15 protein-coding genes and 1 pseudogene are annotated in these 13,225 nt (G+C 33.5%); 4 read left to right on the top strand and 12 right to left on the bottom strand.

What is annotated here, in order from left to right:
- Nucleotides 1-10: 10 nt before the first annotated feature.
- The gene (locus ACMX9J_RS24270; RefSeq protein ID WP_416226286.1) at nt 11-853 is read left to right on the top strand and encodes an alpha/beta fold hydrolase; all 843 of its coding nucleotides are present in this window, start codon (nt 11-13) and stop codon (nt 851-853) included.
- A 188-nt stretch (nt 854-1,041) separates the two neighbouring features.
- Here ACMX9J_RS24270 and ACMX9J_RS24265 read toward each other — a convergent pair whose 3' ends face one another.
- The 6 genes from ACMX9J_RS24265 to ACMX9J_RS24240 all read right to left on the bottom strand — a co-directional run bounded on the left by ACMX9J_RS24265 (nt 1,042) and on the right by ACMX9J_RS24240 (nt 5,576).
- Nucleotides 1,042-1,188 carry a hypothetical protein gene (locus ACMX9J_RS24265; RefSeq protein WP_416226285.1) on the bottom strand — a complete coding sequence of 49 codons (147 nt, stop codon included), beginning with the start codon at nt 1,186-1,188 and terminating at the stop codon, nt 1,042-1,044.
- 387 nt (nt 1,189-1,575) lie between these two features.
- Nucleotides 1,576-1,893, bottom strand: coding sequence for a metalloregulator ArsR/SmtB family transcription factor (locus tag ACMX9J_RS24260; protein WP_328126668.1), 318 nt, complete (start codon nt 1,891-1,893; stop codon nt 1,576-1,578).
- Between the two features lie 223 nt (nt 1,894-2,116).
- A complete protein-coding gene (locus ACMX9J_RS24255; RefSeq protein ID WP_416226360.1) occupies nt 2,117-3,028 on the bottom strand; it encodes an LLM class oxidoreductase in 912 nt (303 codons plus the stop codon).
- A 148-nt stretch (nt 3,029-3,176) separates the two neighbouring features.
- Nucleotides 3,177-4,049 (bottom strand): N-acyl homoserine lactonase family protein, encoded by an 873-nt coding sequence (locus ACMX9J_RS24250; protein ID WP_416226284.1) that lies wholly within the window; start codon nt 4,047-4,049, stop codon nt 3,177-3,179.
- Between the two features lie 34 nt (nt 4,050-4,083).
- The gene (locus tag ACMX9J_RS24245) at nt 4,084-4,599 is read right to left on the bottom strand and encodes a hypothetical protein (RefSeq protein WP_416226283.1); all 516 of its coding nucleotides are present in this window, start codon (nt 4,597-4,599) and stop codon (nt 4,084-4,086) included.
- Between the two features lie 68 nt (nt 4,600-4,667).
- Nucleotides 4,668-5,576 carry a DMT family transporter gene (locus ACMX9J_RS24240; protein WP_116078979.1) on the bottom strand — a complete coding sequence of 303 codons (909 nt, stop codon included), beginning with the start codon at nt 5,574-5,576 and terminating at the stop codon, nt 4,668-4,670.
- A gap of 920 nt (nt 5,577-6,496) precedes the next feature.
- Between ACMX9J_RS24240 and ACMX9J_RS24235 the strand changes: the two genes are divergently transcribed.
- Nucleotides 6,497-7,015 carry a hypothetical protein gene (locus tag ACMX9J_RS24235; RefSeq protein WP_289522856.1) on the top strand — a complete coding sequence of 173 codons (519 nt, stop codon included), beginning with the start codon at nt 6,497-6,499 and terminating at the stop codon, nt 7,013-7,015.
- Between the two features lie 412 nt (nt 7,016-7,427).
- A complete protein-coding gene (locus tag ACMX9J_RS24230) occupies nt 7,428-7,568 on the top strand; it encodes a hypothetical protein (RefSeq protein ID WP_179879539.1) in 141 nt (46 codons plus the stop codon).
- A gap of 129 nt (nt 7,569-7,697) precedes the next feature.
- On the opposite strand, the gene ACMX9J_RS24225 is transcribed toward ACMX9J_RS24230, so the two are convergent.
- Both ACMX9J_RS24225 and ACMX9J_RS24220 read right to left on the bottom strand, forming a co-directional pair.
- Nucleotides 7,698-8,453, bottom strand: a complete 756-nt coding sequence (locus tag ACMX9J_RS24225; protein ID WP_416226282.1) for a GTP cyclohydrolase II — start codon at nt 8,451-8,453, stop codon at nt 7,698-7,700.
- A gap of 517 nt (nt 8,454-8,970) precedes the next feature.
- A complete protein-coding gene (locus ACMX9J_RS24220) occupies nt 8,971-9,438 on the bottom strand; it encodes a MarR family winged helix-turn-helix transcriptional regulator (protein WP_377534200.1) in 468 nt (155 codons plus the stop codon).
- Nucleotides 9,439-9,704: 266 nt separating this feature from the next.
- On the opposite strand from ACMX9J_RS24220, the gene ACMX9J_RS24215 reads away from it, so the two are divergent.
- Nucleotides 9,705-10,598 (top strand): DMT family transporter, encoded by an 894-nt coding sequence (locus ACMX9J_RS24215; protein WP_146274228.1) that lies wholly within the window; start codon nt 9,705-9,707, stop codon nt 10,596-10,598.
- Nucleotides 10,599-10,679: 81 nt separating this feature from the next.
- On the opposite strand, the gene ACMX9J_RS24210 is transcribed toward ACMX9J_RS24215, so the two are convergent.
- From ACMX9J_RS24210 to ACMX9J_RS24195, 4 genes and pseudogenes are all read right to left on the bottom strand, one after another.
- Nucleotides 10,680-11,141, bottom strand: a complete 462-nt coding sequence (locus ACMX9J_RS24210; RefSeq protein WP_053487153.1) for a GreA/GreB family elongation factor — start codon at nt 11,139-11,141, stop codon at nt 10,680-10,682.
- 39 nt (nt 11,142-11,180) lie between these two features.
- Nucleotides 11,181-11,430 (bottom strand): annotated as a pseudogene (locus tag ACMX9J_RS24205) (MFS transporter); the annotation flags it as partial.
- A gap of 132 nt (nt 11,431-11,562) precedes the next feature.
- Entirely contained in the window at nt 11,563-12,768 is a 1,206-nt protein-coding gene (locus tag ACMX9J_RS24200; protein WP_146274230.1) for an MFS transporter, read from the bottom strand.
- Between the two features lie 149 nt (nt 12,769-12,917).
- On the bottom strand, nt 12,918-13,225 hold a 308-nt coding region (locus tag ACMX9J_RS24195; RefSeq protein ID WP_416226281.1), incomplete at its 5' end, for an OsmC family protein.

Raw genomic sequence — 13,225 nt, 5'->3', positions numbered from 1 at the left:
AGGATTAGCAATGTCGATTTATTATTCTTATATTGACGCACCTAACTTATTCATTCAGCAACAGAATGGTAAAAGGTATGCGTATAGAGAATTAGGAGAAAAAAAAGGAACCCCTATTATTTTATTGACACATTTATCAGCTAATCTTGATAATTGGGATCCAAGGGTTATCGATGGTCTTGCTAAAAGTCATTGGGTCATCGCATTTGATAACATAGGGGTCGGACTATCCAATGGTCAAGTACCAAACAACATCCCTCAAATGGCAGATGATGCTATCACATTTATAAAACTATTAGGGTTTTTAAAGGTTGATTTGATTGCTTTGTCTATGGGCGGAATGATTGCGCAAGAATTAATTTCAAAAGAACCAAACTTGGTAAGAAAGGTGGTATTAGTTGGTACGGGACCTCGAGGAGGAAAAGGGATTTCTAATGTCAGCCGTATTACTAATCTTGACCTTGTCCGTGCTGCCTTGACTTTTAAAGACATCAAGACCTATCTGTTTTTTCCAACCACAGATAATGGTAAGAAAAAGGCTAAGGAATTTCTAACTCAAATAAAAAAAAGGAAAAAACATCGAGATAAAACAATTAGTTTAAAAGCTTATAGAAAACAATTAGATGCAATCACTAAATGGGGTAAAGAGAAGCCTGCAGATCTATCCAAAATTGTTCAGCCAACATTAATAATAAACGGAGATAATGATCGCATGGTTCCAACAGAAAATTCATATGACTTATCAAATAGAATTCCTAATAGTAAGATAATAATATTTAATCATGCAGGACATGGTTCTTTATTTCAATATCCAAAAGAGTTTGTCGAAATTGTACTAACATTTTTAAGTTAATGAACATTAAAATACAGACTATCCTTTTGAAAGCATGAATATTAGTCTTCGTTTATCAATTATAACTCAAAGTGGAGGATGAGCATCCATCTCCATAATTAAAACAACGATCCTGGCAAAAAATATTGAATTATTTTAGCAAATATACATTCATATTTTTTGCTGAAATTTTTTTGGAAAGAAAGGAATCAAAATATTACCATGGATACCCTGTGCTTTTCAACGATAGTTATATAAACCCCAAATTTCTTCATGGTCAGCAACTTTTTGATAAAATATTCATATCTTATATTGGGGAGTTGTTTAATGGCCAATTCAAATTCTTGTTTATTCATTATATTTTCCTCCACAACAACTCAAAGAGCTGATAATACGTGAATCTTACCGATTAACGAATAGTTTAGAGTGTTTGTTAGAATCATTATTTGAAGAAAAAGATCATTTATTACATTCTAAATTTAGTGCTGATACTGCTACGGCAGCCTATCTAAAAATGTATACTTTTACGGACGGTGTATTTGATTCTGTTTCAAAACGTTAAAGGAATAAAGTCAAGGTTTTTCTTTAAATTATTTTAATCTTGTTTAATCAATAGCTCTTTTAACGTTAAAAAAGCAGCGCTCCACAATATAACATGGAATGCTGCTTTCATTTGTTATTGCCATAATTCTAGTGAAACAAAACTGAACTCCTTAAAAATAAACAGGAGGTTCAGCATATTTCTATATGTCCTTTCCAATCATCTCTTTTAGCTGTTGGAAAGCTTCTTCATTTCTTTTATAATATGTCCATCTCCCGTGACGTTTTGCTGTCACAAGTCCAGCACGATGTAGAATGGAAAGATGCTGAGAAGCCGTGGATTGTGTCACATCTAGTTTCTTATGGAACTGCGTTACACACACCCCTGATTTTTGAAAGTCACTCACTTCTGCGGGTTGCGGCGTAAAATGTTTCTCAGGTTCTTTTAACCAATCTAATATTTGCAGTCTGGTTTCACTACCTAATGCTTTAAAAATTTCAACTGGTTTCATACTGTTCATTATATCGTCCTTTCACGAAATGTCAAACAGCCTTCATGAGATAACTCTAATCTATTGTGTGATAGTGTTTTAGGAGGCTCTAATTTATAAATGGAAAAGGCATTGATTCAACATAAACTCTCTATATTTCTTCTATATCTTAATAAGGATCATTAGCATATAGTACAAATAGACAGAGGATTTCTATTTAGATTTTGGTAAACCCCTTTATAGGTTAAGTCAATTACATGGTTAACGAAGGAAAAAAGGGAACGACTTCTTCACCTAACTCTTGAATAACTTCAGAAGCTGGTCTTCTCGAATTTTTTAGAACGATAATAATATGGTTAACACCAGTAAGTTTTAAATGATGAATATATTCAATAAGTCTATTACGTCCAATACGAAATCCTAAATGTATAGGAGTAGGCTCTTGGTTAGGATCTTCGGTTAAATCAACGTACAAAGATTGTACGAATGGTTTAAATTCATTCGTGGAAGAACGCCATGTCTGTATTCGATCTAATTGTTGATTTACGCTTCTAGGGTAATAAATCCATCCATCACCATGTTCTGCAATCCATTCAACTGACTGAGAAGAGTGTCCAGTTACTAATAAGGGAATATTATTAAATGTAGGTTTAGGAAGCAAATCTCCTTCAGTCATATGGACCCTTGGTGAATCAATACGAGGAAACTGTTCTCTCCAAACTTTTCTCATAATCATAACAGACTCTTGGAAGCGTTCTGCTTTCTCAAGAGGATCTACTTTAAACGCTGGAAACTCAATGGATCTATCCCCTGTCGCTATTCCAAGCACAAGGCGTTCTCCTGATAACTTATCAACAGAAGCTGCTGCCTTTGCAACGTGTAAAGGATGACGTAATGTCAATAATATACTTGATGTACCTAATGCTATCTTTTCCGTATGAGCTGCTAAATAACCTAGAAAAACAAATGGATCATACATTTGGCCTACATCTCCAAACCAGCGATCATGAAAAGGTACATCTCTAACGAACAGGGAGGAAAACTTAAAATGCTCTGCCTTTTTAGCTAAATTCATCTGTTCGGCTATATCCATTTGTGGGATATCACCTTGATAAGATTCTAAGGGGAATAAAAGACCGAGTGTTAATTCATTTTCCTTAAACATTTGATTATAACCACGGTGTTGTTTGAATTGGTTATTTATAGACAATTGTATCAACTCCAATATATAAAAGAATAAAAGTAAAACCATGGGATGTTCTTACGATCAATAAATCCCATGGTTCCATTTGAATAAATGTTATGAAGTTATTTTACTTTTGTACTTTTGATACTTCACCATCTGCTAAATCAACTTCTACAATAAATAGATCTTTGTCAGAAGTACGAGATGGGAATCTTTCCGTGATTCCTTGTTCATGAATTGGAATAACGCGTTTTGAATCTCGCCCTACCAACTTCAGCATTTTATCTAGTGAGAATATCATTTCTGTTTGACTTCCTGTAGCCAATCCAACAGGAAGAAGAACACCATCTTGGTTTTTCCCTTCAATATTTTCAAATTGGTAAGCATTATCTCCAGCTAGAACCCAACTATCTTCCTCGGAACCACCTTGTTTTACTCGAACAAACTGAGAACCGTAAGTGTGAGTATCAAAAGCAGCAAATATATCGATTCCTGGTAGGAATTCTTCAACGTCCCCATCTAAAAGTTTCATGCGTCCTTCTTTTGCAAGTTGTACGCCTCGTAGAAGATCTGAAGGATCGACTCCTGACATCAAGAACTGGAATTGATGTGGTAATGACATTGCCCAGATAAATTTAGACAACTCTTTTTCTTGCATATAAAAAGTTGCATTTGGGAAATCTTCTACGTTACCAAAGTGGTCAAAGTGAGCGTGAGTGATAATAACTGTATCAATATCTTCAGGTGTTAGGCCAACTTCTTTTAAAACTACTGAAGGGCTTTGCCAATCAACTACGTTAAATCTCTCTCCTAGAACCTTTCCATACTCTTTATGGTTATATCCCACATCAACCATAATATTATGGCCATTTCCTTTTATAACTACATAACTGTAAGGTAGTCTTACATATCCTTCATTGTGTGCTCCATAAACTACACCACTTTTATGATAGTCAACTACGCGAGAATACTCTAATACCCAGATAGAATAATTTTTCATGTTTAATTTAAACTCCTTTAAATGTTATTGTTGATTAATGTAAACCACAGAAACAACTTGTTTCTAGAGATATCATCCCTAATCCCATTGAGAAAGTAGATGATTTTTTCAAATATGAATTTGCTAAGTCTAACGTACGCTGAATGTCTTCTAATTGTTTGTCATTCATAAAATAAATGTCTTCACCTAAAGAATGCTTAGCAAACATTTTATTAAGGGCCTGAACGCTATACATCAAGTGATCAAAGTGTATTTTTAGTCCATGAGGAACGACTAAATCTTTAATTCGATCAGTAGTTTGGACTAACGACTCTTTGGCTGATGATAAGGTCATACTTACATCTTGTTTAACACCTAATTGCATAAGAAGTAAGCTTCCACTTACTGCTTGAATCACACGTTTAATATCATTAAAATCCTGTTGAAGAGAAGCAAAATAGATTGCTGACTTCTCTTTATCGACCAGTTGAATCATTTTATGGTTAATATCTAAAGGTTGGCCTGAAACCATCTTTTGATAGAGAGTTTCAACTTCATTTTCCAATTTCACGTTGTCACCTCCTTTCAAAGGGATCATTTTCAATTAAAATTTGATTTACTGCACATACTACCTGTGAGTTATGTTTCTTTTATGTTTGCAGTAACATTTGTAGATGGTTTTGCACGAAAACTTCCTGAAATATATAATCCTAATAGCACAACGACTGTCCCAATCACTGCATAAAGCGTAATTGGTTCTCCTAAAAAGATTGCAGCCAGAATATAGCCAGCGACAGGGTTAAGAAGTAACCAATTGTTTGCTTTGAGCGCATCTTTTTTTAGTAAATAAAACCAAAGGTTTACATTGAAAATTGAAAGAGCAAAGACAGACCAAAGTAAGTAGCCTATAAAATGAAAATCGATAGTGATAGGCTCTCCAGAATCTAAAATGAGCGTTGGGATAAGTAAGATTACTCCCCCAATCATCACTTGCCAGGTGTTAACTACTATGGTAGGCAGCTGTAGATCTACTTTTTTGTAAATAAGACTCCCTACAGCCATCGCAATCATTGCAAAAATAATTAATAAGATACCGCCTATCGACGAATGACTTCCTGCCAAGGATGGATAAGTAGCTACGATTAGACCGATAAATGATACAACCATTCCTCCCCATTCTCTAAGACGAATAGATTGCCCCATGAATACTAGAGCAAGTAATGCAAAGAGAAATGGATTTATAGGTATGAAAAGATTAAATATTCCTGATGATACCGTTCTAAGAGCCACTAACCCGAATCCTAGAAATATGGAGGTGTTTAATAAACCTAACCAAAATAAAACCTTAAATTCTTTTCTATTGGGCATTCGATATTTGCCTTTTTGGAATCCGTAAAGGTAAAGAAGCAATAAGAGCCCCGCAATGATAAAACGAATAGTTGATAGTGTTAATGGCGGAGCTGAATGAATACCAAATTTCATTACAACAGCTCCTGATGCATATAAAACTGTAAATAGTATTCCTACAAGTAAATCTTTGATGTTCACTAAATCACTCTCTTTCTCTGTGTAACTTATTTATTTTGAAATAAGGTATAATATATCGTTATATAGTTAATTAACGATATATAGGTGTAAAAAAATATAGATATCGTTATTTCGCTAAAAAGCGATATATAGATTCAAAAAAATAAAAGATTGTAAAATCGTTAATTAACGATATATTATACCGAACAATGCACAATGTCAATACATTTTTTAAAACTATTCTTAATAAGAAAACCATATTTACTTCTGTCTATAAGTGCATCCTCCCTCCAATGAAACAAAATGTAGATATGCTATCGTTAAAAATAACGCATCACATTTACATATCGTTATTTCGTCGATTAACGATATGATACCTTGGACTATATCTAATGTCAATACATTTTTATTAAAGATTGTAATGACAGTAGCTAAATCATTAGAGTTACATTTCATTATATTGTTGAATAACGAATGTACAGTTTTTTATATACTTCTCTTTCAATTTATTTGATACTATTTTGCAGAGGTTATGGCATATGTATAAAAGGAGCTCTTTTTATACATTCTCGTTTCTTTCAACTACCCAAAGAACGTAGTCATATCAACGATGTATAAAAAGATGCATACTCAAGCAAAAGAATCCTTAGCTGAACCCTACTGCCGCAAGGGTTCTTTTGCTTGCTTGGTTCCGGAAAGAGTGATTATGTTAACTAATTTCGTATACGATATGCATTCTAAAACAGAGGAAATCACCAAGAATCATGCTTTTTCTACAACTACTCTTCTTTAAATTAAAATCATAAAAGGAATAGAATGAATTATTGGTAGAGTACTTTACAAACAGTACCTGCAATTGCAAAAATAGAAAATAAAAGGTTTAATTGCTAAGAATAACGGTTAATAAAAGAGGGTTTTAATGGAGAAGGGAAAGATAGAGTATGAAATATAAAATGAAATCTGGAGATACAACTTTTATCGGTATCGCCAATGCAGATACATATATGTCATTTGTAGATGAGGATTGGTCGCTTAACCAACTACTAAAACATTTTGGAGAAGAAACAAAGAATGCGAATATTATGGTGTTTCAAATGTCTGTAAATGGAATAGAACATTCTTGGAAAGTTAAGGTTACTGTAAACCAAGAGAACAAAGTAAAGGGGAGTTATCGAAAAGCACAAGGCTATATACGTGTAACTAATAAAGAATTGTATTTAGTGGATTATGACTGTTTAACAATGGCTGCTCAATTTAATCATAGAAAGGTTCCTGATCAAAATTGTTCAAATTATCGTATTTCGATTCAAAATGGAATATATCAAGTAAACGTTTATCAATTTTACGATGTTGATAGTAACTCACGTACTGGGAGTAGGTTGAAAGATATGTTAATTGAATTTCATGAGGTAAAGGATATCTCATCATCAATGGATACTGTATACTGGTGTAATTTCTAACAGAGTGTAATTAGTATGTAAAGTCCTTTTTTAGGACTTTTTATCATGCTTCTACCGAGAAAATGTTTTATGTTAACTAAAAATGTATACTTTTACGGATGATATATTCAAAACTATTACAAGATGTTAAATTAATTATTATCGTTAACAAAATAAAAAGCCACCCAGTATTTGCAGGACAGGTGGCTTTTTACTATAAAATGCATGTGCAGACTCATAATAACATATTTTTACCAAAAATACTATATTTTAAGGGAATAGCATATGTATAAAAGGTGCACTTCTTATACATTAGTTTCTCATCCACCTACTGAGAAAACGTTGATAAATCCACAATGTATAAAAAGCTGCATACTCCGGAAAAAGGGCCCTTGGCAGAGCCGTGGGACTGCAAGAGGTGTTGGGTTTTTATATGCTTGGGGTTGGCCTAGTGGCTTATCTTTTTCATGAAATGGACGAGAGATCCAAAGGTGTCCCAACGTCTAAAGGAGAACGTGATAAGAAGCAGTGGCATCATGAAAAATCGTATACTTCAGATCCTGCAAATGAGTAGATACAACTACATAAAAAAGAGAAGGTTTTGACCTTCTCTTTTTACTAAAACATCTATAAATAACGACTTTTCTTCATTCCGATCATTGCCTATGTATTTTGAAAGGCTAAGTCTATGTAGAATTCATGGTTAGTCATTACAACAGGTCCCCTCATCTCTGATGTGCCCAGAACGATTTATTTTTGTCTTAAGGTATTTTTCATTATACTCTGATACATCTCCCCATAACGGTTCTCTTCCTGATACAGGTAAACCAGAGTTGTTTAAAGCTTCTAGTTTTTTAGGGTTGTTGGTAATTAGTGTAACGGGTTTACTTCTTAATACTTTTAAAACATGTATAGCATCACTGTAATTTCTTGAATCATCAACAAAACCAAGCGATTGATTTGCTTCAACGGTGTCATAACCATTCTCCTGAAGGATATAAGCCATGGCTTTACTGAATAAACCAATGCCTCTTCCTTCATGATTGGCTAAATAAAATAAAGCGCCGGTGCCATGTTCAACAATCATTTTCATCGATTGTTTTAGTTGAAATCCACAATCACATCTTCTACTCCCAAATATATCTCCTGTATGGCAAATTGAATGCATGCGAATAATCGCATCATCGTTATATTCAAAGTCGCCATAGGCGAGGACACTGGATTGTTGAAATTCAGCTAAATTAACAGAGGATAATTTGTTGAAAATTCTTTCAAAATCTTCTGTTACTTCTTCGCAATTTAGCCAGCAATACCATTTAAATTCCACGGTTTCTCCATACAAATTAACAGGGAGCCGAATTGGTCCAACTAAATAAATAGCACCCTCTATGGTTTTAATTAGTTGAATTTTATCTTCTAAGATAGAAAGAACTTTGGAATCAAATTTAATCTCTGCCATCTTAAAATTCCTCCTTTTGTTTTTATTTTGTCTAATTAGAGGTATTTTATTAAAACTGGATAAACGTATCATTCTTTTTAATTGAGTATCATAGATATAAAATTTCAGATTAAACCAATCGAAAATGTTCGATTGGCTCTTTAGTTTATGTTGGATCTGTCGGTCTTGATGGCGCTGATTTCATGGATTTCTTTGCTACTGGGGAAGAGGCTAATGACAAAGCCAACAAGATGGGCGATTTAATGGAGAGATTAGAAAATGAAGAATTCGATTTGATAGCAGTGGGTCGCGCATTATTGGCTGACCCTGACTAGGTAAACAAAATCAGAGATGGACGAACAGAAGAATTAATTCCGTTTACACGTGAGGCAATCGAAACATTATATTAAACGGAGCTTAAAAAAGAATAAAGAACCCATTTTGATTTTTTCAAAATGGGTTCTTTTTAGTTACTTTCAAATAAATATCCTATTATAGTTAATACAATTTGTAAGGGATAATCATCTATATTTAATAGTTATTTATTTTGAATTAAGTTTTTCACATGGTCGTTTATTTCAGAAGCAATTTTCGTAAAGTTTATAAGATCTTCTGTTGAAAACTGATTGAGTCTACTCAACATTCTTCCATATTCTATTTGATCAAGTTCTTTGTGATATTTATAAGCTTGTTTTCCTTTATCCGATAACTCTATGATGACTTCTCGATTATTAGTTGGATTTTTATACTTTATAACCAAACCTTTTTTTAATAATTTATCCACCATTTGAGAAATAGCACCTTTAGTTTTGTTAGTAAGCTTTGCAAGATAAGAAGGACTAACCTTACTTTTTTCTCCAATTAAATTAATGGTATGTGCCTCAACCATATACAATTCATCTTCTGTTCCATATTTTCTGGGTATGCTTTCATATGCACTCGTACTACGAGAGACTTCATAAATAGATTCTATTAGTTCATTAAAAACTTCTTCTCTTGTCTTCATACATTTCACCCAATATCACTTTAGTTATTTACTCCTCAGTATACCATACCTATTTATTTTTATTTAAACATGAACAACATATCAATATTTTTACGCATTAACATCGAGTCATTTTAAGGACACATATTGAAATTGACGTATAATAGTTTAGGTGCTAAACTATAGATTAGATAATATTTGTAAGATAATTACAAAAATAAAAAATAGAAAATTATATGCATAAACTATGGGTTTGATTTTTTATTTAGGAAGGATAAGGTAAAGGTATGTCTCTCAAACACTTTAGTATCTTAATATTGCTAGCTAGCCTTTTTGGTGCATCATTTTTATTTATGAAAATAGCCTCACCTTCATTAGGTCCTTTATTTCTTATTGAAAGCCGTGTATTTATTGCAGCGATCTCACTAATCATTTTTGCACGCTTACTAAAACAAAAGATAGAAATCAAACATAAATGGAAAGAGTTAATTGTTTTAGGTGCAATTAATGCAGCCATTCCGTTTGTTTTAATTGCTTACGCTGAATTAAACCTATCTGCTTCACTTGCTGCTATTATTAATTCTACAACTCCTTTGTTTTCAGTAATCATATCTATTTTATGGCTTAAAGAAGGTAAAAATATGCGTAGTCTTTTCGGTATTATTATTGGTTGTGTAGGAGTAGGGATTTTGGTCGGTTGGAGCCCTATTCACTTAAACGTAAAGGCTATATTATCAATAGGAGCCATCTTTTTAGCAGCTTTATTTTATGGGATAGGGGGAATATATAGCAAAATTGCTTTTCAAAATATGAAGTCTTTTGATTTAGCTATTGGACAGCAATTGGGAGCAAGTATTGTTTTATTGCCTTTTGCAATAATTGATATTCCTAACCAGTTACCAAGTATAACTGTGACTGTTTCAGTTTTGGGACTAGCAATATTCTCTACAAGTGTTGCTTATCTCCTCTATTTTTATCTCATAAAGAATATAGGGCCAACTAAAACCGTTAGCGTGACCTTATTGGTACCAATATTCGGTATAATCTGGGGCGTTTTGTTTTTACATGAACAAACTACTTTGAGTACTTATATAGGATTAGGTGTAATATTAATGAGTATATTTTTAGTATCTAATACCAAACAAAAAACATCTGATGCATCACAACAAGTAGCAAAATAAAAAGTTTCTTTATGAAGAATAGAATAACTAAAGAGTCAACAGCATACAGGCTATTGACTCTCTAGTTTTCAACCTCCATAATCATTGTATTTCAGTGATTAATAAATGCATCATCCCAGAAGGGGTCATGACTATTACATTATCATTTAATTTGTGACCAATTAGACTTTTGCCGATTGGAGACTCATAGGATATATAGTTTTCAGATAGATATGATTCTGCGGGACTAACAAGTTTAAGATGCATTTCATATTTTTCTGTCATTTCTTTAACAGTGACAATAGATCCAATCCCTACTTCTCGTATATTTGCATTTTTAATTATTTTTGCTTGCTTTATAATGTATTCCAAATCATTTATTTTCTTTTTAAGTGTAGCAAATTCATCTACTGAAGTCTGATACTCAGGATCTTCATTAAAATCACAAAAATTTCTGCTCTCTTGAACTTTTTCACTAACTTCTTTCCATCTTTTTTCCTTTAAATAAAGTAATTCTTTCTTCAACGCATTATAACCATCTTCCGTAAGTAATTTCTTGTCCATCAATAATTCCCCCTCCTTTACTGAAACCACTTTTCTCAGCTTTGTTGGTTCTGTTACATTTTGCATAAAGAATGCACCAAACACTAATGCGATAATCAGTAACGGTAGTGAAATCCGGAAAATCTATTGCATGTTAAAGTTTTAAGATTAAGCCTGATACTGTTAGTCCAACAGCTGGTTCGACCTTATTTACAAGCTCCATAATTCCCATGAAACTTCTGCACTTATGCAGTGGAATAATAACAAGAATGGTGTTAAAAATAAGTGGTGAAAGCAAAGCTGTTCCTATTCGATTCAAGGATTGCTTTAATTAAAGAACAAAGATTAAACAGGTTAAAAAAGAAAAGAGAACCCGTCAAGTTCTCTTTAAAACGAAAAATGCATGCCATTACTATTTTAAAATACAAAATGAGTACATCGTTCAATGTTTATAACGGATAAGTGAAATCATTGCCAAAACTCCTAGAACAGGACCGATCGCAAGGATTGAGAATGCCCATTTCCACCCTACGATATCTTCAAAGACCGGAATCAAATAAATAGAAAAGACCGTAATAAGAAAACCTATAGCCATTTGAAATGTCAAGGCAGTTCCTACACATTCTGATTTTGCGAAATCTGCAACCATTGCTGAAAATTGTGCCGAATCTGCAACAACTGATATCCCCCAAATGATTGCTACAATAACGGTAATCCATATAGAAAGACCAAAGGTAAGTCCGATACATATAGAAGATACGGCACTAACAATCATGGCAATCATAGAAAGTCGTGCTTTTCCAATTTTATCAGCATATAATCCACCTATTATCGAACCTATAGCCCCCGAAATTCCAATTGTTAAAAATGCGAACAATGTACTGGCCTCTTGTAAAGCTGTGCCCTCTAAGGATGCTTTAAAGCTGGCTGTTAAGAAATATGGAAGCCATGTCCACATAGCATACAATTCCCACATATGACCGAAATAGCCATAGTTAGCTAACATTACAGGTCGATCTTTTAAGATATATTTGAGTGTATTCATCGACACAGTAGCTACTTCTTTTTTAGACTCCGGAGCATCCGGAAGACCCCAATGCATAATACCAGCTGCGACCAATGCTAATAAAGAGCTGACCAGCATTAATATCTTCCAGCTGACATTCGGAATAAATAAATTAAAAAGATGTGGCAATGAAGAACCTAATGTCAGAGCTGCAATTAGAATTCCAATACCAAATCCTCGTCTATCTTGAAACCAAGTAGAGAGTAGTTTCACGGCAGTAGGATAAACCCCTGCCATAGTAATTCCTGTTAGAAAACGTAAACTTAATCCCATTACCATTCCAGTGCTTAAAGTAAATAAACTATTGATGACAGCTCCGAATATACAGGCAATAGCAAATATTTTTCTTGGGTTATAACGGTCTGCCAAACCTAAAAAAGCAAAACAAATGGCTCCAATAATGAATCCAACCTGTACGGATGTGGTCATCCATGACCCTTCTGTTGCACTCATTCCCCATTGACGTTCTAATTGGGGAAGAACGGCTGAAGCGCTAAACCATAAACTGAGGGCAAATAGTTCAGCCAATGCAATCCAAAATAGAGCCCTCCATCTATTAATAGTTGTGTTAACTTCAGACATAATGGTTCTTTCCTCCTCTCGCGTTTTCAATTCTACCTGCAACGTATGAGAACGTAGATATTACGCATGGAACATGTCGCGTAATATCTACGTTCTTTTTAAAGTTAGTTATACAAGGTAAAGTAAGATCGGACCTGTCATAAAGCCTTTTATTTATTACGTTTGAAAGTTGAATTTACTTGAACATTTCTTTCTAGTGAATTTTTCACAGGCGAAATTTCCATTGCTTTTGAAACTAACTCTTCAAGTTGTTTATCGTCTGCGTCACTATCTACTGTGAATTGAACATCAACTTCGTTAAAACCTGGATTTCCTTCTTTTAAGCCCAACATTACATTTAAATCTAATTGTCCTGAAACGTTAACTTCTAGTGAATTGATCTTAATACCCATTAAACTAGCTGTTGCAACAAATGCAAGTGATAAACAACCACCCAATGCACTTAATAAAAGTTCAG

This window comes from Priestia sp. RMT2NF4, from assembly GCF_047872835.1.
Lineage (GTDB): Bacteria > Bacillota > Bacilli > Bacillales > Bacillaceae_H > Priestia > Priestia zanthoxyli.
The sequence above is the reverse complement of the archived record's forward strand: the minus strand, read 5'-3'. Positions and strand labels throughout refer to the sequence as shown.

Excerpts from the sequence above, each read along its gene's own strand:
- ACMX9J_RS24230 (WP_179879539.1), top strand. The coding sequence starts at position 7,428 with ATGCTTGGGGTTGGCCTAGTGGCTTATCTTTTTCATGAAATGGACGAG.
- ACMX9J_RS24210 (WP_053487153.1), bottom strand. The coding sequence starts at position 11,141 with ATGGACAAGAAATTACTTACGGAAGATGGTTATAATGCGTTGAAGAAA.
- ACMX9J_RS24255 (WP_416226360.1), bottom strand. The coding sequence starts at position 3,028 with ATGTTTAAGGAAAATGAATTAACACTCGGTCTTTTATTCCCCTTAGAA.
- ACMX9J_RS24200 (WP_146274230.1), bottom strand. The coding sequence starts at position 12,768 with ATGTCTGAAGTTAACACAACTATTAATAGATGGAGGGCTCTATTTTGG.
- ACMX9J_RS24235 (WP_289522856.1), top strand. The coding sequence starts at position 6,497 with ATGAAATATAAAATGAAATCTGGAGATACAACTTTTATCGGTATCGCC.
- ACMX9J_RS24260 (WP_328126668.1), bottom strand. The coding sequence starts at position 1,893 with ATGAACAGTATGAAACCAGTTGAAATTTTTAAAGCATTAGGTAGTGAA.
- ACMX9J_RS24220 (WP_377534200.1), bottom strand. The coding sequence starts at position 9,438 with ATGAAGACAAGAGAAGAAGTTTTTAATGAACTAATAGAATCTATTTAT.
- ACMX9J_RS24225 (WP_416226282.1), bottom strand. The coding sequence starts at position 8,453 with ATGGCAGAGATTAAATTTGATTCCAAAGTTCTTTCTATCTTAGAAGAT.
- ACMX9J_RS24215 (WP_146274228.1), top strand. The coding sequence starts at position 9,705 with ATGTCTCTCAAACACTTTAGTATCTTAATATTGCTAGCTAGCCTTTTT.
- ACMX9J_RS24270 (WP_416226286.1), top strand. The coding sequence starts at position 11 with ATGTCGATTTATTATTCTTATATTGACGCACCTAACTTATTCATTCAG.
- ACMX9J_RS24250 (WP_416226284.1), bottom strand. The coding sequence starts at position 4,049 with ATGAAAAATTATTCTATCTGGGTATTAGAGTATTCTCGCGTAGTTGAC.
- ACMX9J_RS24265 (WP_416226285.1), bottom strand. The coding sequence starts at position 1,188 with ATGAATAAACAAGAATTTGAATTGGCCATTAAACAACTCCCCAATATA.